The organism is Arthrobacter sp. NPDC058097, from assembly GCF_042884885.1.
Classification (GTDB): domain Bacteria; phylum Actinomycetota; class Actinomycetes; order Actinomycetales; family Micrococcaceae; genus Arthrobacter.
Genome location: NZ_JBHVSZ010000001.1, coordinates 585,645 through 610,772, shown reverse-complemented (window position 1 = coordinate 610,772; position 25,128 = coordinate 585,645). Strand labels below are relative to the sequence as shown.

The following is a 25,128-nucleotide window of genomic DNA, read 5'->3' as shown; positions in this document are numbered from 1 at the left end:
GAACCACAGAGGAAACGATGTCTACCTTCACCCCGACGACGCCGTTGTTCGAAGTCATGCGCGACCCGTCCGCCCACGGAATCATCTCCAAAGAGCTCCCCGAACTGGCGAACAACCCCATCCTGCACACGTTGTACCACTACCCGCTCGGACTGATCCTGGGCACGGAGGAACGGCTCCGCACCGATGACATCCGCCGGGCCGAACTCCTGGCGCGCATCACCGCTATCGAACCCGAACGCAGCAGCCAGGAAGAACCAAAAGCGGTCCGGTCACAGCCGCAGCAGGACTACGAACCGGCCGGCACGCCGGAAGCCTCCGCCCGCGCCAGCTTCCCGGCCACGGCAGCCAAGTGGGCGGCCTTTGAAATCGAGCTGAAGGGACCCAATCACGGCAACCCGTTCACCGACGTCGAACTCACCGCTGACTTCAGCAGCAACGGCGCGGGCCTCAGGGTGCCTGGCTTCTATGACGGCGACGGCACTTACCGTATCCGGCTGCTGGTTCCCGAAAGCGGTCAGTGGAATTTCACCACCGCGAGCAACGCCCGGTCACTCAACGGGATCAGCGGCAGCTTCGAGGCCGGAACGGCTGCCTCCCGCGGCATCGTCCGCGTCGCAAACCAGTTCCACTTTGCCTACGACGACGGAACCCCGCACATCCCGGTGGGCACCACCTCCTACGTCTGGACCCACCAGGGCGAGGCCCTGGAAGCAGAGACCCTGAAGACCCTCGCCAACGGGCCGTTCAACAAGATGCGCATGTGCGTGTTCCCGAAGTCCTACCTGTTCAACGAAAACGAACCGGAAATCTACCCTTACGAAGGATCATTGGACGCCGGGTTCGACTACCTGCGGCCCAACCCGGCCTTCTGGGCACACCTGGAGCGCCGCATCGACCAACTCGAAGAGCTGGGCATCGAAGCGGACCTGATCCTGTTCCACGCGTATGACCGGTGGGGCTTCTCCACCATGGGCCCGGACGCCGACGACCTGTTCGTTAAATACGCCGTCGCCCGGCTCGCCTCCAAACGCAACATCTGGTGGTCACTGGCCAACGAGTACGACCTCCTATTCGACAAGAGCACCGCGGACTGGGAACGGTTCGCCGACATCGTCACCGCGAACGACCCCAACGGGCACCTGCTGTCCATTCACAACTGTCGCGAGTTTTACGACCACTCACGGCCATGGGTGACCCACTGCAGCATCCAGCGGCGGGACATCTACAAGACCGCTGAGATGACCACCGAATGGCGCGAGCAGTACGGCAAGCCGGTCGTCATCGACGAGTGCGCCTATGAAGGCAACATCGACCAGGGCTGGGGCAACATCACCGGCGAAGAGATGACGCGCCGCTTCTGGGAAGGAGCCCTCCGCGGAGGCTACGTCGGCCACGGCGAAACGTACATGGACCCCAATGACATCCTTTGGTGGGCCAAGGGCGGATCCTTCAAGGGAACCAGCCCGGACCGGATCGGTTTCCTGCGCCGCATCATCGATGAAGCCCCGGGTGGCCGGCTCGAACCGCTCGAGGGCCACTGGGACATCATCAGCGCGGGCCTCGAGAACGAGCACGAACTGATCTACTTCGGCTTTTTTCAGCCCACGTACCGCCGGTTTGTGAAGCCTCAAGACATCACCTTCGAGATCGACGTCATCGACACGTGGAACATGACAGTGGAAACCCTCGAAGGCACCTACTCGGGCCGCTTCAGGGTCGAGCTCCCGGGCCGCCAGTACGTTGCCCTGCGCCTGCGGGCAGTGAAAATAGAAAACGACTCATAGGCCAGAAGCCGTGCCGTGCAGGAGCGATGTCCTGCACGGCACGGCGCTAGCCTTGGACAGTGGAGACGAAGATGACTGCCGCCGTATCAGCCGATTTCAGCCAAGCCCTCGGGCCCCTCGACAGCACCTCAGTAGTCACTGAAGTCGCGGAACGACTCCTTGCCGTCTTCACCAGCGGCCAGGTCGCAGTCGGCGCACGGCTCCCTTCGGAACGGATGTTGGCCGCCAGCCTGGGCGTCGGACGCTCAGCCGTGCGGGAAGCCCTTGCCGCGCTGGAAATCCTCGGCATCGTCATCGTCCGGCCGGGCTCCGGGACATATCTGCGCGGCGGAGCCTCAGAACTGCTGCCCAGGACTCTTTCCTGGGGGCTCATGCTCGGCGAGCCCCGCACACGCGAACTCGTCGAACTGCGCAGCGGACTGGAAATTCAGGCCGCCGAGCTGGCAGCCCAGCGGATCACTGACGACGCCCTGGAAAGCCTCGCACGGCACGTGGACACCATGAACGCCAGCACGACAAATTTTGAGGCCTTCAAGGAAGCCGACGCCCACTTCCACCGGGAGATTGCCCTGGCATCAGGCAACACCGTCCTCGAAGACATCCTTCAAAGCATTCGGTCACTGCTGAGGATCTGGGTTGACCGCGGGCTGCGCGACGAACAAAACGCCGCCCTCGCCGCCAAGGAACACACCGAAATTTACGAAGCCATTAAGACCCGTGACCCCGCTAACGCCCGGAAGGTTATGGCACGGCACATGACCACCGCGAGCGGCCGCCTCCTGAACGACTTCGCAGCCCCCGCCAACTAGCCCGGCAAGTCCATCCCGGCGCGCCCCCGGAAAGGACGCGCTGCCTGATAATCCCAAAGGACCATCCCGTGAGCGAGACAGCAGAATCACGCCTGCAAGCCACTAGCAAGTACCTGAACTTCGGCCCGTGGTCGGTCGAACTTCGAGGCGAGGAACTCGTCCAGATCCGGCACCGGGGATTGCCCGTCCTGCGCGGGCTGCGCGCAGTTGTCCGTAACCACAACTGGCTCACGCTCGCGCCCAGCATCATCGCCTGTCAGGCCCATGAATCGGCCGAATCCCTTCGGCTGATCCTCGACGTGGCGTGGGAGGGCTACGCCGCCAGGTATTCCGGACGGGTGACACTGCTGTTCCAGGCCGAAAGCATCACCGTCTCATTTCAGGGCGCCGCCGTGGAGGGGTTCGCCTCCAACCGCATCGGACTGGTCGTCCTGCACCGCCCCGATGACGCCGGCCGCCCCGTGACGGTGACCGCACCCGACGGAAGCCGCAGCGAGGCAACCTTCCCGACGCATATCAGCGCCCACCAGCCCTTCCAAAACATCGCCGCCCTCGACTGGGAACGGGACCATATCGCCTACCGGCTCGCCTTCGATGGCGACGTCTTCGAAACTGAAGACCAGCGGAACTGGACCGATGCCTCCTTCAAGACCTACAGCACCCCGCTCTCCAAACCCTTCCCGGTCACCCACCACCCCGGCGACACGGTCCGCCAAACCATCCGGCTCAGCGCCCGCCAGATCATTCGCATCCGGGATGAACCATCCGGCGCTGTCCCCGCCCTGGGCACATCAGCCGGGACCTCCACCAGTGAGGCACCTAGCCGTGCAGATCCCCTGCCTGCGGAGTTCGCGCCCCTGCTCGCCGAAGTAGCCCTCGACGCAGACGCCGCCCTGGGCCTGGTTGCCGCTGCCGAAGCGGCTGCCCTGGCCAAGAACCTGAATATCAGGCTGGACGCGCGCATCATCGCTGACACACCCGAGGAAGCGGTGGCGGTACTGCGCGCGCTTCCCCTTGACCGGACCGCACGTGTTGGCGTGTACGGCAGAACCAGCCACATCACTCAGGACACTTTGTGGGACGCAATCGCTGCTGAGGCCAAGGAACTGGGCTACCGGGGCGAACTCGTTGCCGGCGCGCGGAGCCACTTCACCGAGCTGAACCGGAACCAGGACAGCGCCCGCCAGGACGCCGACGCCGTGACCTACGCCATCACACCCCAAATGCACGCCACCGAGCCCGCAGCGATCGTGGAAACCCTGCCCATGCAGACCCTAGCCGCTGACGACGCGCTGCTGATCAGCAACGGCAGGCCGCTTCATATCGGCCCAGTCACCCTGGCACCGCGTTTCAACGCCGTCGCCACCCAGCCGCCGCTGGCCGAAGAACTCCCGACCGGCGACACGCTGCAAGAGACGCCCTTCGCTGCAGCGTGGCTCCTCGGCAGCGTCGCCGCCCTCACCGGCCCCGGCACCGCGTCCATCACCTACGGCACCATCGCCGAGCTCGGAACCGCGGCAGGGCAGTTGCTCCTGAAGCTCGCGACCCACCGCGGAAGCGAGGTTCTGGCCACCGACACCGAGCCCGAAACCGTTGCGATCTATCCGGTACGGACACCCGGAGGAATACGCGCCTTCGCCGCCAACCTCACCGCCAACGCTCTCACTGTCCGCATCATCAGCCCCTACGGTGCAGCGCAGGACCTCAGCCTGGCCCCTTGGCAGACCACCGCCCTCCTCCTGCCCTGACCTTCCCCAACCCGAAAGGAACACCATGTCCCAGAGACTTGAAGGAAAGACCGCCATCGTCACCGGTGCCGCGTCCGGTATCGGCCGCGCCGTCGCCACCCGCTTCGTGGCCGAAGGCGCGACCGTCTACTTCGCCGACCTGAACTACGAAGCCGCCGTCACCGCGGCCAAGGAAACCGGATCGGCAGCTGCCAAGGCCCTCCTGATGGACGTCTCAGACGAGGCAAGCGTCGAAGCCGCCTACGCCACAGCCCTCGAAGACGGCCCCGTCAACGTCGTCGTCGCCAATGCCGGAGTCCAGCTGTTCGGCCAGGACGCCCGCGTCGGCGACCTGGACCTGGACGTCTGGGAAAAGACCGTCCGCATCAACCAGCGCGGCGCGTTCCTGACCCTCAAACACGCCGTCCGCGCCCTCGCCGGAGCCGGCGGCTCCATCATCTGCACCGGCAGCCCCACAGCCGTCGTCGCCTGCGGCGGAACCTTCACCGCCTACACCAGCTCCAAGGCAGGCGTCCACGGTCTGGCCCGCGTCGTCGCCGCCGACTACGCCACTGAAGGTATCAGGGTCAACACCGTGGTACCCGGCTACACCGAGACCCCGCTCGTCCAAACCATCGCCGAAAACCCCGAACAACGTGCCGGCCTCGTTGACTCCTCCATGCTCGGACGCGCCGGCACAGCCGGCGACGTCGAAGGCATCATGGTCTACCTCGCAAGCGACGACTCCGCCTACGCCACCGGCGGCATCTTCACCGTCGACGGCGGACTCACAGCAAAGTAGCCAGCGTTGACCAAAGTAACGGCCCAAGAACCCCTGAACGACTCCGTTATCACGGAATCGGATTACCGATCGGGAATGCTCAAGCACATCGTTCTCTTCCAGTACCGGGAGACAACAACCGCAGCCCAGCGCCAGGAAATCGAAGATAAGTTCCATGACCTGCGCACATCCACCAGGGGCGGGGAAGAGTACATCCTCAGCATCGAATCCGGTCCCCAGAACAGCCCGGAAGGCCTTCACCACGACTTCGAGCAGGGGTTCATCGTCACCTTCCGCTCCGAAGGTGACAGAAACTACTACCTGGGCGAACCGCTCATCCAAGACCCCCGCTGCTACGACCGCCTGCACCACGAATTCAAGGAGTTCGTCAGTCCACACCTGAAGCCAAACGGCGTGCTCGTCTTCGATTTTCCCGTGCAACGGCGGTCACATGGATGAATAAGTCAGACGGCTTTCGCAGTGCCGCCCAGGCCTGGAAACCGCCGATAAGGTCAGTCGCACGCCTCAGCCTCAGCCGTTGCAGGGTGTGTGCAGCGAGGCTGGAGATGCAGCCCTCATTGCAGACGATCACCGCGGCACCGTTATCCGAGATATGACCCTGCTTCACCGTTCTCCTCGCTTTGCCTGGTGATCGGTCGGTGGTTCCACCATGAAGCAAAATGTTGAGCTACTTTGGTCGCCAATTTCAAGGGTGTGGGGGAGTCATGTCAACGGGGCATGCGATCGGGCCTCCAGGCTGGAACCACCCACTGCCCCGCCTTCATGACAGCCGCCACCTCCAGTTCGGAGGTGAGCACCACCAAATCCGCCCGCCGCCCGGCTTCGATGCGGCCGACGTCGGGCAGCCCCAGCATGTCCGCCGGGTTCTGGCTGGCGGCGCGGACGGCGTCGGCGAGCGGGATGCCGGCGTCGTAGACGGCGTGCCGGACCGCCGCATCCAGCGTGAGGATGCTGCCGGCGATGGTGCCGTCGCTGACCAGGCGCGCCTCGCCGCCGGCCACGCGGACGTCCAGCCCGCCCAGCCGGTACCGGCCTTCCTGTGCGCAGGCCGCGGCCATGGCGTCGGTGACGAAGACGGCGCGCGCCGGGCTGGCGGCGATGAAGCGGACCAGCGACGGGTGCAGGTGGACGCCGTCGGCAATCACCTCGGCAAACACCGCGCGGTCCTCCAGCAGGGCCAGCGCAGGGCCGGGTTCCCGGTGGTGCAGCGGCCGCATCGCGTTGAACACATGCGTCCCGGCGGTGGCCCCCGCGGCAATCGCCTGGCGGGCCAGGTCGTAGCCGGCGCCGGTGTGGCCGATGGCCGCGACGGCGCCGTAGCCGGTGATCTGCCGGATGGCGGCCAGGCCCCCTTCCAGTTCCGGCGCGATCGTCACCATCCGGACGGTGCCCCGGCCCGCCAGCATCAGCCGGTCGACGGCGGCCGGTTCCGGTGCCAGCAGAAGGTCCTCGGTGTGGGCGCCCCGGTGGTCGGGACTGAGCCACGGGCCCTCCAGGTGGATCCCGGCCAGGACGCCTTCCTCCACCAGCGTGGCCAGCGCGGCCACCGCCTTCTCAAGCTGCGTGAGCGGGGCGGTGACCAGGCTGGCCATCAGCGTGGTGGTGCCGTGCCCGCGGTGCACGTCGGCGATCCGGACCGCGGCGGCAGCGGGGTCGGCGTCGTTGAAGCTGAAGCCGCCCCCGCCGTGGATGTGGGCGTCCACAAATCCCGGCGCCAACGTGGCACCCGGAAAATCGGCGGCGGGCTTCCGCGGCGGCAGCCCGGGACCCGCGGCGGTGATCCGGTCGCCGTCGGTCTCCACCCAGCCGGGCTCCAGCACGGCACTGGTTTCAGCGTCATTGGTTTTAGCGTCACTGGGCAGGATGACCCGGGAAGCGGAAATGAGCGTGGGACTCACCAGGTTTCCGTGATCTTGCGCAGGCCGCGGGGAGCGTCGGGGTCCCGGAGGCGGGCCGCCGCCATCGCATGCGCCAGCCGCTGCAGGGGCATGATCTCCAGGATCGGGGAGAGTTGCTCGTGCACGGCCGGCAGCGGCACCACGTGGTTCAGCGGGCGGGCAGCCCCGGCGTCACCCACCAGGCAGACGTCCGCGCCGCGTTCGGCAAGGCGGTCCAGTACCGGGTGCAGGGCGCGGCCGCCGGCGCCGGGCGAGGCGACGGCGATGACGGGCCGGTCGGCGTCGATCATCGCAAAGGGCCCGTGCAGCAGATCCGCGCCGGAGAAGGCATGCGCGGCCAGGTAGGACGTTTCCATGAGTTTCAGCGCCGCCTCCCGTGCGGTGGGGTAGGAGAAGCCGCGTCCGGTCGTGATGATGTGGTTCACGAAGCGGTAGCGGTCTGCAACCTCCAGTATCTCCGGCCGGGCCAGGACATCGGCGGCGAGACGCGGCAGGTCCGCCGCTTCCGCGCCGTTTCCTCCGGCCCAGGCGTCGATCAGCTGCCACAGCGCCAGCAGCTGCGACGTGTAGCTCTTGGTTGCGGCGACGGCGCGCTCCGGCCCGGCCAGGATGTCCAGATGGTGCCGGGCGGCGGCGGCCAGCGGCGAGGACGGTGCGTTTGTGACAGCCACGGTGAGGGCGCCGCCCCGGGCGGCAGCGGCGGTCGAGTCCACCAGGTCGGGGGAGCCGCCGGACTGGCTGACCGCCAGCCACAGCACCCCTTCCAGTTTCGGTTCGGCGCCGTACACCGTAAGGCTCGACGGCGATGCCAGGCCCGCCGGCAGCCCCAGCACCGTCTCGACGAGGTACTTCGCGTACAGGGCAGCGTGGTCGCTGGTGCCGCGGGCGGCCAGGAGAACGTACCTGATGTCCGCGTCCCGGAGGGTTGCGGCCAGCCGGGTGATCTCGGGGCGCCCGTGCTCAAGCAGCCGGGCCAGCGACTCCGGCTGTTCCAGGATTTCGGCGGCCATCAGGGAACCGGGAAGCGGTGGCGTGGCGATTGACGGGGTGGCGACGGTGGTGTGCGGGGCGGTCATGGGTCTCCTTGGGTGGGATCAGCGGGGCATGTGGTGAGAGTGGATCAGGCGGGGATTGTGGTGGGAGGCCGGTGCGGTGTGCCGGCAAGCTGGCCGGCCAACTCCACGGCGCCCCAGGCGGGTGCGCAGTCCAGCACGCGGACGTCGGTGAGGCCGCTGGCTGCCAGCAGCTCCCGCACCCTGGCGGCCAATGCCGGCTGGTTGGCCAGCATGCCGCCGGCCAGCAGCACCGGGGCATTTTCCTCAATGGTGCCCAGCCTCCGGTTCACCGTCAGGGCCAGGCGGGCGAGATGCCGGGCGGCGTCGTCGGCGATCGCTGCGCTGGCAGCGTCCGAGGCTGCCAGTTTGAACACGGCGCCCGCCTGTCCGGCCCAGTACCGGCGCTCGGGCCGGCGGTAGAACAGGTCCAGCAGGTCACCGGGTTCCGCGGTTCCGGTCTGATCCAAAAGCTGGGTCGTCAACGGCCCGGCGGGCAGGCCGTCGTCGGAGTCCTGCAGGGCGTTGCAGACGGCGCTGCGGGCCACGGCGTAGCCGCTGCCTTCGTCGCCGAGCAGGTAGCCCCAGCCGCCGGCCCGGGCCTCCCTGCCGTCGCCGGCCTTCGCCCACGCGGCGGAGCCGGTGCCGGAGATGAGGACAGTGCCGGCAGTGAGGCTGCCGGCCGCGAGGATGATGCGCGTGTCGTGGTCCACGTGGATCCGGGCTCCGGGGAAACGGCGGGAGAGCAGGCCGGCCAGCTGTTCCCGGGCGGCCGGCGTGTCCGCCCCGGCGGCGCCGGCAAAGACGGTGTCTATTCCGTGGCCCGCGGGATCGCCGATGCCGAGCTGTCCGGCGAGGTCGTCCAGCGCTGCGGCGGCCTCGTCCGGCCCCACGGAGGCGATATTTGCACTGCCCACCGTGCACTCAGCGAGCTGCCGGGGAAGTGTAGTCCCGCCGTCGTCCGTTCCACCCTCCGCCAGAATGGCGTGGGTCTTGGAGCCGCCAATATCCAGGCCAAGGACACGGTCCAAACCAAGGACACGGTCCGGGCCAGGGACGCGCCGCATCACTTGGCCGCCGGCTTGCTGCTGCTGTCAGAGTTGTCGGCGGCTTCCGGCCAGCGGGCGCCATTTTCCCAGTAGTGGCGGATTTCCTCGAGGTTCCGGCCCTTGGTTTCGGGGGCGAGGCGGTGGACGAAGATGAAGCCGGCGATGGCCAGCGCGCCGAACACCGCGAACGTGCCGGCACCGCCGAGCTGCTGCAGCATGGTGAGGAAGAACGCCGCGACGATCACGTTGGCCACGAGGTCCGAGGTCAGCATGGCGCTGGCGCCCAGGGAACGCAGCCGGGCGGGGAATGATTCTCCGGCGTAGACCCAGACCAGCGCGCCGAAGCCGAAGGTGAAGCCCACGGTGAACAGCAGGACCCCGAGGAAGCCGACCACGGTCAGGATTCCGCCGAAGTCGCGCCCGGCCATAAAGACGCCCACGAGGATGGCGTTGGCCGCGATCATCATGCCGATGCCGCCGAGCAGGATGGGGCGGCGGCCCACCCGGTCCACCAGGGACAGCGAGACGAACACGGCCACCAGGGAGGCAGCCTGGACCAGCGCGGGCAGCAGCAGGAGGGCGGCGTTGCCGGTGAAGCCCATGGCCTCGAAGATCCGGGGGCTGTAGTAGACGACGGCGTTGATGCCGGTGATCTGGATGAAGAAGCCGAGGCCGACGACGAACACGGTCGCCTTCAGGTACGGCGAGCGGAGCATCTCGCGCAGGCCGCCGCCGCGCTCTTCGCTGATGGCGCGGCGCATGTCTGCCAGTTCGGCGTCGACGTCGGCATCCGGCTCAATGGAGCTGAGGGTACGGCGGGCGTCTTCGGTGCGTCCGCGCATCATGTACCAGCGGGCGGTGTCGGGGAGGCGGAGGGTGACGGCGAGGACCGCGAGGGCGGGAACAGCAGCCAGGCCCAGCATCAGCCGCCAGTTCTCGGTGGAGGACAGGACGTAGGCGGCCAGGTAGCCGATGATGATGCCGATGACCGTGGCCACCTGGTACGCCACGAGGAGGGCGCCGCGCACCTTGGGCGGCGCCGACTCAGCCACGAAGACGGGCACCACCACCACGGAGACGCCGATGGTCAGACCGAGGAGGAGGCGGGCCACGAGCAGCATGGGCACGTCCGCGGCGAGGGCGCTCAGCACCGCGAACGCCGCATAGGCTCCGGCCACGCCCACCATGCAGGCCTTGCGGCCCAGTTTGTTGGCGAGCCAGCCGCCGAGCACGGCGCCCAGGACTTCACCGACGACGACGGCGGTGGTCACCAGCTCCTGTTGGCTGGTGGAGAGCTGGAACTCCTTGGTGATGAACAGCAGGGCACCGGCGATATTCGACAGGTCGTAGCCGTAGATTATGCCGATGGTGGCGGCGGTGCCGCCGACCAGTAGGCCGAGGCGGGGCGTCTGGCGCAGGTCTTGCAGGAACGACATCTTTGGGTCCTTGGAAGTGGGGTGGGGAATTGGGTTCGGCTTTTGGTGCAAACCGGAATTGGTGTAAACCAATTTCACCCATTTTGGCCTAGACCAATTTTCGTGTCAATAGGTAACATCAGGTTCATGGAAACCTCCGCGGCCGCTGCCCTGCCCAAGTACTACGTACTCAAGGAGCAGATCCTCACCCTGATCGAGGACGCGGAGCCCGGAACGCTGATCCCCACCGAGCGGGCGCTCGCCGAGCAGTATGGGACGTCCCGCACCACGGTCCGGCAGGCCATCGGCGAACTGGTGGCCGAGGGCCGCCTGGACCGGACACAGGGCAGGGGGACCTATGTGGCGCCGCCCAAGGTGACACACGTCCGCCAGCTCACGTCATTTTCCGAGGACGCCGCGAGTCAGGGCCTCATGGCTGCGGCCCGGATCGTGGATGTGAGCGTTTTGCCGGCTGATCCCGCCACGGCGCGCCGCCTGGCCGTGGACCCGGGTACGGACATCCACCGGGTGGAGCGGATCAGGCTGGTGGATGGCGAGCCGCTGGCGCACGAGATTGCGTTCCTTGCCGGGCCGCTGCCGGACCTTGCGCGGACCGTGGCGGAGCGCGGCTCCCTGTACGCTGCCCTGCGCGAGGACTACGGCATCCGGATCGCCGAGGTGGAGGACACCGTGGAGACGAAGCTGGCAGGACCGGCCGAGGTGCAGCTCCTGGACGTCGAAATGGGCGCCCCCATGCTGCTGGTCCACCGCCTCGGGTTCACCCCGGAGGGGCGGCCTGTGGAGTGGACCGAATCGGTGTTCCGGGGTGACCGGTTCCGTTTCGTGGCACGGATGCATGTCTGAGCTTGGGCGTTTGTTACGCCCTACTGCGGTAGGTGAACCAGTGTTGCGTTGCACGACGGCGGGAGTCGCCGGGCGTTGTGAAGCAAGTTACGCGGTGGTTGTGTAAGTCCATAATCAACGACGGGGCGGCGTAACGCCCTCCCTGGATCGAGGGGGACATGATCACAGCATTGGTTCACAGAATCCGTACGCAATGCGGCCCGGAACTCAACATGTTCCGCAGCCAGGTGCACGCACTGGCGAGTCAGGAGATCGGTTCCGGAGGTCTTGACGCGGCGGCCACCACCATGGCCCGCCGGCCGTGCTTGGCCACCCCGGGAGTTTCCGTGGACATCGTCGGCTTCACCTGCCCCCGTTCATCCGAGGGCCGGCCTTCGGTGCGCGTTGCGGTGTCCATGAGCCTGCAGCCGGGCCGAAGGGCCTCGGCCGTCCACTGGGAAGAGGCCCACGCCTGGGCCGGAGCCGTGGCCGGCGGGGAATGGGCTGCCGCCGAATATGTCGGAAGCCAGGAAAGCCCGGGCGGGATGGTCTTTCACTACGCCCTGAAAACCGCCGAGGACCCGTACGCCGTGCCTGAGTACTCGGCGGTGCCTGAATATGCCGTGCCTGAATATGCGGCGCCGGAATACTCCAGGGACTATTCGACCGCGCTGTAACGGGGACCGACGCTGATGTCGCGCTGACTCGGGGCTACGACTTAAAACCAAAAAAGGATCCGGGGGGATGTTCCCCCCGGATCCTTTTGTGTGTCGTACGGATTAATCCTTGCCGGGCTACTCCTTGCCCAGTCCTGCGGCAGAGGTCTTTTCGCCGGTGACCTCGTTGAGCTTGGCCAGGTCGAAGATGCCGCTGATGTCGGCCTGCTTGGTGGTGCCGGCGTCCACGCCGTCCTGCAGCAGCTTCTTGAACGCTCCGGCCAGCGGGTCCACCGTGAAAACGATGTTCTTCAGCGAGCGGTCAATGACTTCCTGCGAAAGGGCCTTGCCGGCGGCTTCCTTCAGTGCGGCGTTCACTTCCGTGGCCTTCTCGGTGGCGGGGGTGTCGTTGAGCCACTTCACTGCTTCGACGTGGCCCTTGAGCAGGGCCTCCACCGTCTGCGGGTGCTCCGCGGCGAACTTCTTGTTCACGATCAGGATGGTGGTGGGGAACTCGCCCGGCTTGCCGGTCAGCGATCCGTCCCACAGGTCCTTCTCATCCACCAGGACCTTCGCGCCGGCCTGGAGCACAAGGCGGGAGGCCCACGGCTCAGGCAGCCACGCGCCGTCGAGCTTGCCGTTCTGGAACAGCTTCAGCGTCTGGGCGTTCTCGGTGGGGTTGATGGCAACGTCCCCGCCGCCGTCGGGAGTGGTCTTGTAGCCCTGTTTGCCCAGCCAAGCGCGCAGCGCCACGTCCTGCGTGCCGCCCAGCTGCGGGGAGGCCAAAGTCTTGCCCTTCAGGTCGGCCGCGGTCTTGATCTCCGGCTTCACCACCAGCTGCGCACCGCCCGAGGCTGCCCCGGCGATGATGCTGATGGATTCGCCCTTGCTCTTGACGAACGAGTTGATGGCCGGGTTCGGGCCGATGTAGGTGGCGTCGATGGCGCCGGCATTCAGTGCCTCGATGGCGGCCGGACCGGCGTTGAACACCTGGGTGCTCAGCTTCGTGTCCCCGAGCTCCTTGGCGATGAAGCCCTTCTGGACGCCGACCAGCGCGGTGGCGTGGGTGATGTTTCCGAAGTAGCCCAGCTTCAGCTCGGTGGCGGGGCTGGTGACGGCGGCTGCGTTGGCGGAACCCGGGGCGGCGTTGTTGGCGGCCGTGGTGGCGACGGCGACGCCTGCACCCAGGACGGCCAGGATGCCGGCGGCGATGCCGATCTTGAGGCCGCTGGGGCGTTTCCGGCCGGCGGGCTGGCCCGCGGCGATCCGGGTGGAGCCCGGATTCTCGTTTGTAGAAGACATGATGTTTCCTTTTCGGATGATGGAGCGGAGGGGATGGCGCTGAGCGTTGGATTGAGATTACGGAGGCCAATCCGGCGGCCACAATGGCTGTCGACTCAGGCGTTCATCCGGCGTCGCAATCGGTCATCCGGGCGGTCTCATAGCTTCACCGGGCGTCGCGGAACGTTAAAAATCCGGGGTTAAAGACCTCCCGCGGCGGACTTCAGGGTTTCCAAAACGGCGGGAAAAAGGTGCTGCTGCCGGCCCCAGACGGGGTCGAGGAGCTCGACGTACCAGGAGTCCGCCAGCAGGAGGGCGAGAGTTTCGTTGCTCTCGCGGGCCCAGTCCTGGATCTGCTCCGACTCGACAGGGTTTTCGCTGCTTCCCAAAACCGTGACCACTTCCCCGTCGTGCAGGGTGACCGGAACTGATGCCTGGCTGACCTCTCCGGGTGCGTGCGCGATGGCAATGAATTCCGTCCCCGCCGACAGCCGCAGCAGGAGGGCCGCCGACTCCGCGGAGCAGAAGCCGGTGACGTACTCGCGCTGGGCATGGCCGGCGTCGGGCCCGAGGCCGGGCTGGGATTCCTTGGTGAACAGTCCGCTGCGGTTGAGCTCAGCAAGCTGGCCCGCGATGGGCTGGGTCTCGTCGTCGAAGCGGGCGGCGAGGGTTCCCGGCTGGTATTCGCTGGTGCCCTCAAGCCACCGCGCGGTCAGTTCCCCGGCGGCTGCCAGGCTGCCCGCCTGCCGCCACACTTCACGGTCTGCCAGGAGCCTGCCGTAGCTGTCGCGTTCGGTCGTGAATTGATCGCTCATACTCGATGCTAGGCGCGGTCCCGGGTTGTCCGACAGGCTGAATGACGCCTTCGAACGGAGTGTGAATCGCGGTTACGCAGTGTATCTTCCGGTTTCTCCGCGCTTTGACCGACCTTTTGGGCTGCCGGATAGTTGCTGCCACAACCTTCGCATTCACTACTTTTCATCCGCTACATCAGGGGGCACCCATGGTCCGTCAGTCTCTCAAGTCCCGCACGGGCGCACTCAAGCCGGGCTTCAAACCGGCGGTGGGCGTGGCCCTCGCCGCAACTACTCTGCTGGCGCTCTCCGCGTGCTCCGATCCCGGGGCTGCGGCTTCCGCGAACGCGCCGGCCGCCACAAACACGGCCACGTCGGCTGCCAAGACCTTCAACCTGACGCCTGAGCAGGACCGGTTCCCCGTCACCGTGGACGAGAAGGCCGCGGCGCTGGTTCCCGAAGCTATCAAGAAGGACGGGAAGCTGACCGTGGCCGTCAGCCCGTTCGCCCCGCCGCTGGCGGTGTACGCAACCGACAACAAGACGCCGGTGGGCAATGAGGTGGACATCGCCGTCGCGCTCGCCCAGACGCTGGGGCTGGAAGCCGAGATCGTGCCCACCGCCTGGGCCGACTGGCCGCTCGGCGTCGAATCCGGTAAGTACGAGGCCGTCCTCTCCAACGTCACGGTGACGGAGGAGCGCAAGCTCAAGTTCGACTTCGCCAGCTACCGGGACGACAAGCTCGGCTTCTACGCCAAGAGCGGCAGCGACATCACCAAGGTCGAATCGGCTCCCGATGTTGCCGGCAAGCGTGTCATCGTCGGCTCCGGCACCAACCAGGAATCCATCCTGCTGCGCTGGGACGAGGAGAACAAGGCCAAGGGCCTGAAGCCGGTCGAGTTCCAGTACTACGACGACGACTCCGCCTCGAACCTGGCGCTGCAGTCCGGCCGCGCGGACCTGACGTTCGGCCCGAACGCCACCGCCGCCTACAAGGCCGCCACCGACGAGAAGACCAAGCTGGTGGGCCTGGTGGACGGCGGCTGGCCGCTGAAGGCGAGCATTGCAGCCACCACCAAGAAAGGCAACGGCTTCGCCGCCGCTGCCCAGGCCGGCCTGAACCACCTGATCGAGGACGGCACCTACGGCAAGATCCTGGACCGCTGGGGCCTGTCTTCCGAGGCCGTTGCCAAGTCGGAGCTGAACCCGGCGGGCCTGCCCAAGAGCTAGGTCCTTCATCGATTGCTCCGTACCTGCCCTTATCAGACCTGAAAACGGCAGTTACGGAGCAGCCGATGGGTTTTCCGGCTCGTCCTGTCGGTTAGCTCGCCGGGATCACCTTAAGCGCGGAATTCCACTGGTACTCGGGCAACTGGTCGTTGACCGAGAGCAGTATGTGCAGGAACCCGGCCTGTTCGAGCTGTCGGGCCCGGCGCTGGGGCCCGACGACGATCGGCCGGAGGCCGCCTGCCGAGGCGAAGTCCGCCACGGCCCGCACGGCGTCCTCGTCGTCGCCCGCGATGAGGACGTCGAGCTGCTGGCCGGCCACGTCGCCGGAGGCCAGTGTCGCGGCAAAGGTGGTGTTGAAGCCCTTCACCACTCTGGCCCCAGTGGTTTTCTGGAGCTCTTCGGCCGCGGAGCTGCCCTCGGGGACGCTGAGTCCTTCGAAGGTGGACACGTCCACCGGGTTGGTGATGTCCACGTACACCTTGCCGTCCAGTGCGCTGCCGTATTTGGCCACCACGGCCCTGGCAGGATCGTAGTAGACGGCGGGAATCACGACGGCGCCGCTGAGGTCGTCGCCCACCACGCCGGTGGTCACCTGGCCGCCAAGCTCGGCCGCGAGGGTGTCGGCCTTGGCCTTGTCCTCGTGGGCGAGCAGCTGGACACTCTTGCCGCCTGCAATGGCCCGGGTCGCGAGCCCGCGCGCCATGTTGCCGGTTCCGATGATGGTGATGTCAGTCATTGTGTTCTTCTTCCTCTGATGGGCGAGACACGCGCTGCAGTAGTTCCCAGCTCCCACCCAGTGTGCTTGCGCAAATTTGAAGCGTCAATCAAAATCTCGGTCCCTGCACGACCCGTTGCTCCGAAAGCCGCATTGTTGAAAGGATGATCGGCATGAGCAACCTGGAAACCTTCCCGGAGGAGATCGTCTGCACGGAAGGCGACCACGCGGAAGTGATCGAGTTCCTGGCCCCGCGGGACGTTCCCCTGGGCGGGCCGCGGGCCATGCCCGTCCGCCGGACGCTACCCCAGAAGCAGCGCAGCCTCATCGGCGCCTGGTGCTTCCTGGACCACTATGGCCCGGACCTCGTCCCGGAGTCGGGCGGCATGAAAGTCCCGCGCCATCCCCACACGGGCCTGGCGACGGTGAGCTGGCTGTTCAGCGGCAACGTGGCCCACCGCGACTCGGCCGGGTACGCGGCGACTGTCCGCCCCGGGGAAGTCAACCTCATGATTGCCGGACGGGGGATCTCCCACCAGGAGTTTTCTACCCCGGACACCCGTATCCTCCATGGTGCCCAGCTTTGGTACGCCCTGCCCGAGGAAACCAGGAACATGGCCCCGACGTTCGAGCACTTTGCGCCCGAACCTGTGCAGGGAGACGGCAGCGAGTTGCGCGTTTTCCTCGGCTCTCTCGCTGGGTCCACCTCGCCCGTGGCCACGTACACTCCGCCGCTGCTGGGTGCCGAGGCGGTGCTTCATGCCGGCGGGCGGCTCGAACTGGACCTGGACCCGTCCTTTGAACATGGCATCCTGCTCGACACCGGTGACGTTTCCCTCGACGGGACCGCATTGGCGGTGGACCACCTGCACTACCTGCGCCCCGGCCGGACCAGGATTGCGCTGGAGGCCGGACAGGCGCCGGCCCGGGTGCTGATCCTCGGCGGCGAGCCCCTCGGTGAGCAGATCGTCATGTGGTGGAACTTCGTCGGGCGCACGCACGAGGAAGTGGTTGATTACCGCGCCGCCTGGCAGGCAGAGATCGGTGCCGAACCTGGCGACGCCCCCGCCGGCAACACGTACCCGGACGGCACACCCTTCCCCCGTTTTGGGCCTTTTCCGGAAGGCTATCCGGCGCCGCTGCCTGCGCCGGCTTTGCCCAACGCCCGGCTTCGGCCCCGCGGCTGACAGATCACCCACCCAGGAGGACCCTTGGAACAGCAATCAACCCTGACCGTCCGGAGCGCCCCGGAGCGCCGCCGCTACGAGCTCCTCGACGGCGACGCCGTCATCGGGAAGGCGCACTACCTGCCGTATCAAGGGGAACAGGGGCCGGAGCGGATTTTCTACCACACGACAGTCAGCGAGGACTACGCCGGGCAGGGCCTGGCTGCGCGTCTTGTCCAGGACGCGCTGGACGATACCCTGGAGGCCGGGATCGCCGTCGTGCCTGTCTGCCCGTACGTCAAGCTCTGGCTGCGCAAGCACCCGGACTACCAGGAGCGCGCCGCCGCTGTCCGCCCCGAGCACTTGGCCGCGCTCGAGAACGCGCGGCGGTAGCGGCAGGGGGCCGGGCTTACGCCTGCCCTGCGTTCCCCGCTCCGGCGAGCCCGGTACTGCCACGGACGATCAGGTCGCACGGAAAGTTCACCCTGCGCGGCGGCTCGCCGGGGGCATGGATGCGCTCCAGCAGCATCTTTGCACCCGCGCGGGCCATGTCCCGGCTGGGCTGGCGGACGGTGGTGAGGCTGAAGGAATCCCACGCCGCCATGTCGACGTCGTCGTAGCCGATGACCCAGCAGTCCTGCGCCGGAATCCGGTTGGCCCGCAACGCATCCAGGGCTCCGAAGGCCATCAGGTCGTTGGCGCAGAAGACGGCCTGGGGCCGCTCGGCACGGGCTAGCAGCCGGTTCATGACCTGTGCGCTGACATCGTGGGAGAAGCCGCCGTGGAACCGGAAGTGTTCCGGCACGCTGTGGCCCCGGCCTGCCATCCTGTCCAGGAAGCCCCGGGCGCGCTCACGCGAGGTGCTCGCGTTTTCCGCACCGCCGATGAAGGCCACCCGGGTCCTGGCGTTGTCCAGGAGGTAGTCGGCGACGGCGGCGCCCCCTTCGGTGTTGTTGCTGGTGACCTGGTCGCAGTCCAGGCCTTCCACCACACGGTTGATGAGGACGATCGGGCTCTTCTTCTCAATGGCCGCCTGCAGCTCGACGGAATCCTCTGTGGCCGTCGTAAAGATGACGCCGTCGACGGCGTGTTCCCGGATGGCCTTTAGTGCGTCGTGGTGGCTGCCGCCTCCTGCGTTCCAGATGACGACGCGGAAACCAGCGGTGTCCAGCTCGCGGCTGAGTTCATCGAGGACCTCCGGGTAGAACGGGTTGGTCAGGTCAGCGACCACTACGCCGATGGTGTTGGTCCGCCTGGTTTTCATGGCCTGGGCCCCGGCGTGGGGGACGTAGCCCAGCGTTTCCATGGCTGCCTGGACACGGGCCCGAGTTGCAGGGGACAGCTTCGCGGGGGAGGACATCACCCGGGACACTGTGGCCTGTGAAACGCCCGCGAGTTCTGCGACATCACGGCTGGTGACCATCGGGGTGTTCTCCTTTTCCGGCGCCGTTCGCGCCGGCGTCCTGCGGATGTGACGTTCGTCGTTTCAGAGTAGCCAATCCCTGAAGCCGGCACCGCCGACGCCCCCTACATTGCGCGGGGCCGGCGGTGCCGCCGAGTCGGCTATCGGCTGGCTGTGGGATCGTGCTCGGCGCTCAGGCCACGGCGGAGCCGGACCCGCGGTGCCGTCTCGGGCGACCAGAGCGCACCCACGATGGTGATGGCCGACGTCGCGATCATGTACAGCGCGACGAGCCAGAACCGGTCAAACTCAGGGCCGATCAGGGCGGTGGCGATGAGCGGCGCGAAGCCGCCGGCGAAGACCGCGGCGACCTGCGGCCCGACAGATGCGCCCGAGTAGCGCAGCTTGGGCTCAAACAGCTCAGTGAAGTATGCCGGTTCCACCGAGTAGCAGAGGTCGCGACCGACGTTGCAGGTCAGGACCAGGACTAGCAGGACAATGAAGAAGTCTCCGGTCTGAACGCCCCAGAAGAAGGGGAAAGCCATCAGGAGCATGGTCACCGCACCGGCGAGCACCGTGTAGCGGCGGCCCCAGCGGTCGGAAACCCAGCCCCAGAACGGAATGGAGAAGATGCCCAGGCCGGCCATGATCATGGTTGCCAGCAGGATGCTGTTCTTCTCCAGCAGGATCGCCGGGCCGTAGGCCAGCAGGAACGTAGTGTAGATGTAGTAGTTCGCGTTCTCGGCGAACCGCATCATGATGACCTTCAGAATGGTCAGCGGGCGGGTCTTGATGACCTTGACCACCGGCATCTTCTCGATCTCGCCCTTGCGCTTGATCTCCTCGAAGGCCGGGGATTCGTCCACGTTGCGGCGGATGTAGAAGGACAGCACCACCAGCAGGATGGAAACCAGGAACGGGATGCGCCAGCCCCAGGCCATAAACTGCTCCGGCGACATGAGGCCGCCCATGATGAAGAACGCGCCGTTGGCCAGCAGGGTCCCGGCCGGAACGCCGATCTGCGGCCACGAGCCGAAAAATCCGCGGCGCTTGGCGGGAGCGTATTCGGTGGCCATGAGGGCGGCCCCGCCCCATTCACCGCCGACGCCGATGCCCTGGATGATCCGCAGCAGGACCAGCAGGATCGGTGCCGCGATGCCGATCGTGGCGAAGTTGGGTAGACAGCCGATCAGGAAGGTGCCGGCACCCATCAGGCCGAGGGTGGCCATGAGCATCTTCTTGCGGCCCAGCCGGTCCCCGAAGTGGGCAAAGATGATGCCGCCGACAGGGCGGGCGGCAAAACCGATCGCGTAGGTGCTGAAGGACAGCAGGATGCCGGCGAAGGGGCTCACCTGCGGGAAGAACTGGGTGTTAAGGATGATGGCGGCGGCAACGCCGTAGACGTAAAAGTCGTACCACTCGATGCAGCTGCCGAGCACTGAGGAAATCAGTGCTTTGCGGCGCATCTTCGGATCGATGGCCGGCGGTGCTGCCGTTGTCACGGGGGCGCTCATGTAGAGACTCCTTTGTCTTCGTCCGGACAGTGAGCCCAGCCACACCGGCTGGCTCGTGACTAGCAGTGTATACGTATGCAAAAACCAGATACAAGCCCTTGTGCCAACAAATGTATACGTATACACTCGATGATCATCCGGTCCCAAGGGACTGGCCGGGCGCTCCATAGGTCGCCCATCGACGAAGATGGAAAGGCAACCCTGATGACCGTTACAACAGCACTTAGCACCGCCGTGGACTCCACCCTGCTGAAGGAGCCCGAGCGCAACAGCGTGGCCCGGGGGAGCACTCCCGAGGTGCGCGCCACCGTGGAGGCCGTCATTGCCGACATCCGCGAGCGGGGGGACGAAGCCGTCCGCGAGTATTCGGCGAAGTTCGACAAGCACGCCCCCGAATCCTTCCTGCTCAGCCAGGAGCAGCTCGACGAAATCATGGCCCGGGTTCCTGAGCAGGTCATCGAGGACATCAAGTTCGTCCAGCAGCAGGTCCGCGCGATGGCGCAGAAGCAGCTTGAGTCGCTCTCGGATTTTGAGATCGAGACCCTCCCCGGTGTGTTCCTCGGCCAGAAGAATGTTCCGATCCAGGCCGCCGGCGCCTACATCCCGGGCGGCAAGTACCCGCTCCTTGCCAGCGCCCACATGACCATCGTCACCGCCAAGGTGGCCGGCGTGGAGCGCGTCGCCGCCTGCACCCCGCTGATCCAGGGCGAGGTCCCGGACGCCACCGTGGCCGCCATGTACCTGGCCGGCGCCGACGAGATCTACCTGCTGGGCGGCATCCAGGCCGTGGCCGCCCTGGCCATCGGCACAGAGACCATCAAGCCGGTGAACATGCTGGCAGGCCCGGGCAACGCCTTCGTTGCCGAGGCCAAGCGCCAGCTCTTCGGCGAGGTCGGCATTGACCTCTTCGCAGGCCCCACGGAGGTCCTGATCGTGGCGGACGAACACGCGGACCCGTTCATTGTCGCCGTCGACCTCCTGTCCCAGGCCGAGCACGGCCCCGACTCCCCGGCCGTGCTGATCACCACCAGCGAGGAGCTGGGCCGCAAGGTGATGGAGCACATCGACACGATCCTCGTGGACATGCCCACCCGCGACTACGCCGCCGCGGCCTGGCGCGACTGGGGCGCCGTCCACGTGGTGGAGACCCTCGACGACGCGTACGCCCTGGCCGACGAGTACGCCTACGAGCACGTCCAAATCCTGACACAGAACCCCCGCGAGGCCCTGGAGAAGATGCACGACTACGGCGCCCTGTTCCTCGGCGAGGGAACCTGCGTGTCCTACGGCGACAAGGTGATCGGCACCAACCACGTGCTGCCCACGCGCGGCGCGGCCCGCTACACCGGCGGCCTCTGGGTGGGCAAGTACCTGCGCACCGTCACCTACCAGGAAGTGACCAACACCGAATCCAGCGCCTTCTTCGGCGAACTCTGCGGCCGTGCGTCCAGGGTGGAGCGGTTTGAAGGCCACGCCCGGTCCGGCGACGTCCGCGCAGCGAAATACCGCGGCACCTCCCTGCCCTGGTCGGACCACACCTTCGACAGCTAAAGAGGACGCCAGTGCCGAAAGCACCGAATTTCCGACTGGACGGCAAGAAGGCCCTGGTCACCGGGGCGGGCCGCGGACTCGGCAAGGCCATCGCTGATGGCCTTGCCGAGTGCGGCGCCACCGTCTACGGAACCAGCCGAGATGCCGAAACGGCCGAGCGGATCAGTGAACGGTACGGAACCCCGCCGCTGGCCGTGGACCTCACCGACACCGGAAATGCAGAAGGTTTCGTTGAATCCCTCCAGCAGGCCAGCGGCGGTATTGACCTGCTGGTCAACAACGCCGGAGTCAACGTGCCCAAGCTTGCCCTTGAGCTGACGGAGGACGACTGGGACACCGTCTTTGACACCAACCTCAAGGGCACCTTCTTCCTGACCACGGCGCTGGCCCGGCGCTGGGTGGAGGCCGGCACCCACGGGGCCGTCGTCAACATCGCCTCCCAGGCGGGGATCGTCGGGATCGAGGAGCGCGCGGCCTACGGCACCAGCAAGGCAGGGATGATCCACCTGACCAAGATCCTGGCCCTGGAGTGGGCAGCGGCCGGAATCCGGGTCAACGCAGTGGCCCCGACGTTCGTGCGGACGGAACTGACGGCGTCCACGCTCAGCAGGCCGGACTGGGCGGACGAGCTGCTGTCGCGGATCCCGATCGGACGTTTCGGCGAACCGGAAGACATCGCCGGCGGGGTGGCTTTCCTGCTGAGCGACGCGGCTTCCCTCATCACCGGGCACACGCTGGCCATCGACGGCGGCTACACCATCCGCTGACCCGCCCCGGCATCTTGAAACCCGGCATCTTGAATAGGAGCAGCAACATGAACACCACGAAGACCATCGCGGCCACGGCAGTGGTCGGTGCCGGCTACATGGGCGGCGGCATAGCCCAGGTCCTGGCCCTGCACGGCCACAAGGTGGCGCTGGGCGACGTCGACGGCGAAATCGCCGAACGCTCCCGCCTCCGCCTGGTGAACCAGGCCCGGGACTTCGAAGCCCGGGGGCTGCTGCCCGCCGGTGCGGCCGACGCCATAGCGGGCAACCTCACCGCTGCCGCGAGCATAGAGGAGGCTGTCTCGACTGCGGACTACGTCGCCGAGGCGGTCCCGGAGGACCGGGTCATCAAGGCGGACATCCTGCGGCGCATCTCCGCTGCGGCGCCGGCCGGGGCGGTCATCGCGTCCAACACGTCAGCCATTCCCATCGGGGAACTGGCTGCGGCGGTCGGCAATCCCGAACGGTTCCTCGGTGTGCACTGGATGAATCCGGCTCCCTTCATCCCCGGCGTCGAGCTCATCCCCGGACCACAGACCTCACCTGGTGTGATGGACCGGGCCGAGGAGCTCATCCGGGCGCTGGGCAAGACTCCCGCGCGGGTGGCGGATACGCCAGGTTTCGTTGCCAACCGGCTGCAGTTCGCGCTGTACAAGGAGGCGGCCCGTATCGTGGAGGAGGGGGTGGCCGCCCCGTCCCAGATCGATGCGGTAGTCAGCAGCACTTTCGGGTTCCGGCTGGCACTCTTCGGTCCCTTCGCGATCGGGGACATGGCCGGGCTGGACGTCTACGAGTCTTCATACCGGACCTTGGAGAAGGCCTATGGCGAGCGGTTTTCCGCGCCTGCCGCACTGGCTTCCACCGTCGAGGAAGGCAACCTGGGGCTGAAAACCGGCCGCGGGTTCCTGGACATCGACCCCGCCAGCCGGGAAGACCTCGTGGCTTACCGGGACAGCGCCTACGCCCGGCTTTCCCAGCTGTGCGCCGAGCTGGGGCAGGCACCGGGGCTGTAGCCCGACCCCGGCCTTTTATTGCTACGGCAACCGGCCAGGACGCAGCACGCTCGGAACCCCCGCCTGCCAGGGCTCGAGGTGCACCGGGCTGACCAGCACTGCAGGCCCGCGGTGCAGCACGCCGTCGGAAAGTGCCCGGCAGCGCATGCCCCCGCGCCCGCGCATCGCGGCGTGGGCACCCGGTGCGAGCATGCGGTCCATCCACGCACAGGGGTGGGCGGGGCGCCCGCCTTTGAACCGCACCACACTGCCCTGCGACTCCAACGCGAAGTCCTGATCCAGCAGTGGGGCCAGCTGCGCGCCCCGGAGGATCACATTGCGCCGGGTCAGCAGCGGGTCGAACGGGTCGGCGTTGAGTTCCTCGGCCATGGCCTCGAGGACTTCGATGGCCAACAGGGTGACCGCCGCGTCCATGTGCGCCGCCTTACCAAAGAACCTGTCCCCGATGATGCCGTTGCCGGCCACTACCTCGACTCGTTCGGCGTCCGTCGTCGGCACTTCGGCCGCGCCATCCTTCGCCCGGCCGAAGTAGGCGTGAGCCGGCGAAACCAGCAGATGCAGGACCTCAACGTCGTATCTGTAGGTTTCGGTCATGCAATAACGCTATACCCGCAGTTTCAGGCCGGCTTTTTGAGCAGGGTGCTGGCTTCCTGGCGGGTGGTTCCGGAGTCCTGGATGCCGTCGGCGATGTGGGCGAGTTCGGCGGGGATGTCGCGGCCTTTTTTGCGCATGGCGGTGGCCCAGAGCCGGCCGGCGCGGTAGGAGGAGCGGACCAGGGGGCCGGACATGACGCCGAGGAACCCGATTTCTTCGGCTTCGCGCTGGAGGTCGATGAATTCCTGTGGTTTGACCCAGCGGTCCACGGGCAGGTGCCGTTCACTCGGGCGGAGGTACTGGGTGATGGTGATCAGGTCGCAGCCGGCCTGGTGGAGGTCGCGGAGGGCTTCGGAGATCTCCTGCCGGGTTTCGCCCATGCCCAGGATGAGGTTGGACTTGGTGACCATGCCCAGGTTCCGGCCCTGGGTGATGACGTCCAGGGAGCGTTCGTAGCGGAACGCGGGGCGGATGCGCTTGAAGATCCGGGGCACGGTTTCGACGTTGTGCGCGAAGACCTCGGGTTTGGAGTCGCAGATCGCGGCGATGTGCTCGGGTTTGCCGGAGAAGTCCGGGATGAGGAGTTCGACGCCGGTGCCGGGGTTGAGCTCGTGGATCTTGCGGACCGTTTCGGCGTAGAGCCAGACGCCTTCGTCGGCGAGGTCGTCGCGGGCGACGCCGGTGACGGTGGCGTAGCGCAGCTGCATGGCCTGGACTGAGCGGGCGACCTTGGTGGGTTCGAACATGTCGACGGGGGAGGGTTTGCCGGTGTCGATCTGGCAGAAGTCGCAGCGGCGGGTGCATTCGGAGCCGCCGATGAGGAAGGTGGCTTCCTTGTCTTCCCAGCATTCGAAGATGTTGGGGCAGCCGGCCTCTTCGCAGACGGTGTGCAGGCCTTCCTTCTTGACCAGGTTCTTCAGGCCGACGAACTCAGGGCCCATCTGGACCTTGGCCTTGATCCAGTCCGGTTTGCGTTCCACCGGGGTGGCCGCATTGCGCTGCTCGATCCGCAGCATTTTCCGGCCTTCTGGTGCCAGTGTCATTGTTCTCTTTCCCTTAGGTGC

General features: G+C 66.8%; 24 protein-coding genes. 13 read left to right on the top strand and 11 right to left on the bottom strand.

The window, feature by feature from the left end; genetic code table 11:
• Positions 1-17 precede the first annotated feature (17 nt).
• The 5 genes from ACFVTE_RS02870 (at position 18) to ACFVTE_RS02850 (ending at position 5,563) form a co-directional block, all read left to right on the top strand.
• Positions 18-1,787, top strand: a complete 1,770-nt coding sequence (locus ACFVTE_RS02870) for a DUF5605 domain-containing protein (protein WP_387096565.1) — start codon at positions 18-20, stop codon at positions 1,785-1,787.
• Between the two features lie 71 nt (positions 1,788-1,858).
• A complete protein-coding gene (locus tag ACFVTE_RS02865; protein WP_387096562.1) occupies positions 1,859-2,596 on the top strand; it encodes a FadR/GntR family transcriptional regulator in 738 nt (245 codons plus the stop codon).
• A gap of 68 nt (positions 2,597-2,664) precedes the next feature.
• Positions 2,665-4,344: a hypothetical protein gene (locus tag ACFVTE_RS02860; RefSeq protein WP_387096559.1), complete on the top strand. Its 1,680-nt coding sequence runs from the start codon at positions 2,665-2,667 to the stop codon at positions 4,342-4,344.
• Between the two features lie 25 nt (positions 4,345-4,369).
• On the top strand, positions 4,370-5,125 hold the full coding sequence (locus ACFVTE_RS02855) for an SDR family NAD(P)-dependent oxidoreductase (protein ID WP_387096556.1): 756 nt from the start codon (positions 4,370-4,372) through the stop codon (positions 5,123-5,125).
• A 75-nt stretch (positions 5,126-5,200) separates the two neighbouring features.
• Positions 5,201-5,563: a Dabb family protein gene (locus tag ACFVTE_RS02850; protein ID WP_387096553.1), complete on the top strand. Its 363-nt coding sequence runs from the start codon at positions 5,201-5,203 to the stop codon at positions 5,561-5,563.
• A gap of 269 nt (positions 5,564-5,832) precedes the next feature.
• Here ACFVTE_RS02850 and nagA read toward each other — a convergent pair whose 3' ends face one another.
• From nagA to ACFVTE_RS02830, 4 genes are read right to left on the bottom strand one after another with little or no spacing between them, the layout of a single operon-like run.
• Positions 5,833-7,023 (bottom strand): N-acetylglucosamine-6-phosphate deacetylase, encoded by a 1,191-nt coding sequence (gene nagA / locus ACFVTE_RS02845; protein ID WP_387096550.1) that lies wholly within the window; start codon positions 7,021-7,023, stop codon positions 5,833-5,835.
• Positions 7,020-8,099: an SIS domain-containing protein gene (locus ACFVTE_RS02840; protein WP_387096547.1), complete on the bottom strand. Its 1,080-nt coding sequence runs from the start codon at positions 8,097-8,099 to the stop codon at positions 7,020-7,022. The genes nagA and ACFVTE_RS02840 overlap by 4 nt, the downstream gene beginning before the upstream one ends.
• Positions 8,100-8,143: 44 nt before the next feature.
• The gene (locus ACFVTE_RS02835; protein ID WP_387096544.1) at positions 8,144-9,106 is read right to left on the bottom strand and encodes an N-acetylglucosamine kinase; all 963 of its coding nucleotides are present in this window, start codon (positions 9,104-9,106) and stop codon (positions 8,144-8,146) included.
• A 35-nt stretch (positions 9,107-9,141) separates the two neighbouring features.
• The gene (locus tag ACFVTE_RS02830) at positions 9,142-10,560 is read right to left on the bottom strand and encodes a sugar porter family MFS transporter (RefSeq protein ID WP_387096541.1); all 1,419 of its coding nucleotides are present in this window, start codon (positions 10,558-10,560) and stop codon (positions 9,142-9,144) included.
• Positions 10,561-10,686: 126 nt separating this feature from the next.
• On the opposite strand from ACFVTE_RS02830, the gene ACFVTE_RS02825 reads away from it, so the two are divergent.
• Both ACFVTE_RS02825 and ACFVTE_RS02820 read left to right on the top strand, forming a co-directional pair.
• Positions 10,687-11,403 carry a GntR family transcriptional regulator gene (locus ACFVTE_RS02825; protein WP_387096538.1) on the top strand — a complete coding sequence of 239 codons (717 nt, stop codon included), beginning with the start codon at positions 10,687-10,689 and terminating at the stop codon, positions 11,401-11,403.
• A gap of 212 nt (positions 11,404-11,615) precedes the next feature.
• Positions 11,616-12,059, top strand: a complete 444-nt coding sequence (locus ACFVTE_RS02820) for a hypothetical protein (RefSeq protein ID WP_387096536.1) — start codon at positions 11,616-11,618, stop codon at positions 12,057-12,059.
• A gap of 117 nt (positions 12,060-12,176) precedes the next feature.
• On the opposite strand, the gene ACFVTE_RS02815 is transcribed toward ACFVTE_RS02820, so the two are convergent.
• Positions 12,177-13,340, bottom strand: a complete 1,164-nt coding sequence (locus ACFVTE_RS02815) for an ABC transporter substrate-binding protein (RefSeq protein ID WP_387096535.1) — start codon at positions 13,338-13,340, stop codon at positions 12,177-12,179.
• Between the two features lie 179 nt (positions 13,341-13,519).
• On the bottom strand, positions 13,520-14,134 hold the full coding sequence (locus ACFVTE_RS02810) for a DUF6919 domain-containing protein (protein ID WP_387096532.1): 615 nt from the start codon (positions 14,132-14,134) through the stop codon (positions 13,520-13,522).
• Positions 14,135-14,322: 188 nt separating this feature from the next.
• Here ACFVTE_RS02810 and ACFVTE_RS02805 point away from each other — a divergent pair, with 188 nt between their 5' ends.
• Positions 14,323-15,342, top strand: coding sequence for an ABC transporter substrate-binding protein (locus ACFVTE_RS02805; RefSeq protein ID WP_387096529.1), 1,020 nt, complete (start codon positions 14,323-14,325; stop codon positions 15,340-15,342).
• A 91-nt stretch (positions 15,343-15,433) separates the two neighbouring features.
• Here the strand turns inward: ACFVTE_RS02805 and ACFVTE_RS02800 are convergent, their stop codons facing one another.
• A complete protein-coding gene (locus ACFVTE_RS02800; protein WP_387096526.1) occupies positions 15,434-16,078 on the bottom strand; it encodes an NADPH-dependent F420 reductase in 645 nt (214 codons plus the stop codon).
• 152 nt (positions 16,079-16,230) lie between these two features.
• On the opposite strand from ACFVTE_RS02800, the gene ACFVTE_RS02795 reads away from it, so the two are divergent.
• Complete coding sequence (locus ACFVTE_RS02795; RefSeq protein WP_387096523.1) at positions 16,231-17,244, top strand: pirin family protein; 1,014 nt, start codon at positions 16,231-16,233, stop codon at positions 17,242-17,244.
• Between the two features lie 24 nt (positions 17,245-17,268).
• The gene (locus ACFVTE_RS02790) at positions 17,269-17,616 is read left to right on the top strand and encodes a GNAT family N-acetyltransferase (protein WP_387096520.1); all 348 of its coding nucleotides are present in this window, start codon (positions 17,269-17,271) and stop codon (positions 17,614-17,616) included.
• 16 nt (positions 17,617-17,632) lie between these two features.
• Here the strand turns inward: ACFVTE_RS02790 and ACFVTE_RS02785 are convergent, their stop codons facing one another.
• Together ACFVTE_RS02785 and ACFVTE_RS02780 are read right to left on the bottom strand one after the other, a co-directional pair.
• Positions 17,633-18,646 (bottom strand): LacI family DNA-binding transcriptional regulator, encoded by a 1,014-nt coding sequence (locus tag ACFVTE_RS02785; RefSeq protein WP_387096517.1) that lies wholly within the window; start codon positions 18,644-18,646, stop codon positions 17,633-17,635.
• 140 nt (positions 18,647-18,786) lie between these two features.
• Positions 18,787-20,139: an MFS transporter gene (locus ACFVTE_RS02780; RefSeq protein WP_387096515.1), complete on the bottom strand. Its 1,353-nt coding sequence runs from the start codon at positions 20,137-20,139 to the stop codon at positions 18,787-18,789.
• Positions 20,140-20,343: 204 nt separating this feature from the next.
• Here ACFVTE_RS02780 and hisD point away from each other — a divergent pair, with 204 nt between their 5' ends.
• Genes hisD through ACFVTE_RS02765 form a run of 3 tightly spaced genes read left to right on the top strand, consistent with a single transcriptional unit; the run spans position 20,344 to position 23,470 of the window.
• Complete coding sequence (gene hisD / locus ACFVTE_RS02775) at positions 20,344-21,690, top strand: histidinol dehydrogenase (RefSeq protein ID WP_387096512.1); 1,347 nt, start codon at positions 20,344-20,346, stop codon at positions 21,688-21,690.
• An 11-nt stretch (positions 21,691-21,701) separates the two neighbouring features.
• Positions 21,702-22,457: an SDR family NAD(P)-dependent oxidoreductase gene (locus ACFVTE_RS02770; RefSeq protein WP_387096510.1), complete on the top strand. Its 756-nt coding sequence runs from the start codon at positions 21,702-21,704 to the stop codon at positions 22,455-22,457.
• Positions 22,458-22,504: 47 nt separating this feature from the next.
• A complete protein-coding gene (locus ACFVTE_RS02765; RefSeq protein ID WP_387096507.1) occupies positions 22,505-23,470 on the top strand; it encodes a 3-hydroxyacyl-CoA dehydrogenase family protein in 966 nt (321 codons plus the stop codon).
• 21 nt (positions 23,471-23,491) lie between these two features.
• Here the strand turns inward: ACFVTE_RS02765 and ACFVTE_RS02760 are convergent, their stop codons facing one another.
• A complete protein-coding gene (locus ACFVTE_RS02760; protein WP_387096504.1) occupies positions 23,492-24,064 on the bottom strand; it encodes an MOSC domain-containing protein in 573 nt (190 codons plus the stop codon).
• 23 nt (positions 24,065-24,087) lie between these two features.
• Complete coding sequence (lipA, locus tag ACFVTE_RS02755) at positions 24,088-25,107, bottom strand: lipoyl synthase (protein WP_387096501.1); 1,020 nt, start codon at positions 25,105-25,107, stop codon at positions 24,088-24,090.
• Between the last annotated feature and the right edge of the window lie 21 nt (positions 25,108-25,128).

What these genes read in the sequence shown, in the direction of transcription:
- ACFVTE_RS02805 (WP_387096529.1), top strand. Translation starts at nt 14,323, where the DNA reads ATGGTCCGTCAGTCTCTCAAGTCCCGCACGGGCGCACTCAAGCCGGGC.
- ACFVTE_RS02780 (WP_387096515.1), bottom strand. Translation starts at nt 20,139, where the DNA reads ATGAGCGCCCCCGTGACAACGGCAGCACCGCCGGCCATCGATCCGAAG.
- ACFVTE_RS02800 (WP_387096526.1), bottom strand. Translation starts at nt 16,078, where the DNA reads ATGACTGACATCACCATCATCGGAACCGGCAACATGGCGCGCGGGCTC.
- ACFVTE_RS02815 (WP_387096535.1), bottom strand. Translation starts at nt 13,340, where the DNA reads ATGTCTTCTACAAACGAGAATCCGGGCTCCACCCGGATCGCCGCGGGC.
- hisD (WP_387096512.1), top strand. Translation starts at nt 20,344, where the DNA reads ATGACCGTTACAACAGCACTTAGCACCGCCGTGGACTCCACCCTGCTG.
- ACFVTE_RS02840 (WP_387096547.1), bottom strand. Translation starts at nt 8,099, where the DNA reads ATGACCGCCCCGCACACCACCGTCGCCACCCCGTCAATCGCCACGCCA.
- ACFVTE_RS02795 (WP_387096523.1), top strand. Translation starts at nt 16,231, where the DNA reads ATGAGCAACCTGGAAACCTTCCCGGAGGAGATCGTCTGCACGGAAGGC.
- ACFVTE_RS02760 (WP_387096504.1), bottom strand. Translation starts at nt 24,064, where the DNA reads ATGACCGAAACCTACAGATACGACGTTGAGGTCCTGCATCTGCTGGTT.
- ACFVTE_RS02855 (WP_387096556.1), top strand. Translation starts at nt 4,370, where the DNA reads ATGTCCCAGAGACTTGAAGGAAAGACCGCCATCGTCACCGGTGCCGCG.
- ACFVTE_RS02825 (WP_387096538.1), top strand. Translation starts at nt 10,687, where the DNA reads ATGGAAACCTCCGCGGCCGCTGCCCTGCCCAAGTACTACGTACTCAAG.
- ACFVTE_RS02850 (WP_387096553.1), top strand. Translation starts at nt 5,201, where the DNA reads ATGCTCAAGCACATCGTTCTCTTCCAGTACCGGGAGACAACAACCGCA.
- ACFVTE_RS02785 (WP_387096517.1), bottom strand. Translation starts at nt 18,646, where the DNA reads ATGGTCACCAGCCGTGATGTCGCAGAACTCGCGGGCGTTTCACAGGCC.
- ACFVTE_RS02830 (WP_387096541.1), bottom strand. Translation starts at nt 10,560, where the DNA reads ATGTCGTTCCTGCAAGACCTGCGCCAGACGCCCCGCCTCGGCCTACTG.
- ACFVTE_RS02810 (WP_387096532.1), bottom strand. Translation starts at nt 14,134, where the DNA reads ATGAGCGATCAATTCACGACCGAACGCGACAGCTACGGCAGGCTCCTG.
- ACFVTE_RS02865 (WP_387096562.1), top strand. Translation starts at nt 1,859, where the DNA reads ATGACTGCCGCCGTATCAGCCGATTTCAGCCAAGCCCTCGGGCCCCTC.
- lipA (WP_387096501.1), bottom strand. Translation starts at nt 25,107, where the DNA reads ATGACACTGGCACCAGAAGGCCGGAAAATGCTGCGGATCGAGCAGCGC.
- ACFVTE_RS02820 (WP_387096536.1), top strand. Translation starts at nt 11,616, where the DNA reads ATGTTCCGCAGCCAGGTGCACGCACTGGCGAGTCAGGAGATCGGTTCC.
- ACFVTE_RS02765 (WP_387096507.1), top strand. Translation starts at nt 22,505, where the DNA reads ATGAACACCACGAAGACCATCGCGGCCACGGCAGTGGTCGGTGCCGGC.
- ACFVTE_RS02870 (WP_387096565.1), top strand. Translation starts at nt 18, where the DNA reads ATGTCTACCTTCACCCCGACGACGCCGTTGTTCGAAGTCATGCGCGAC.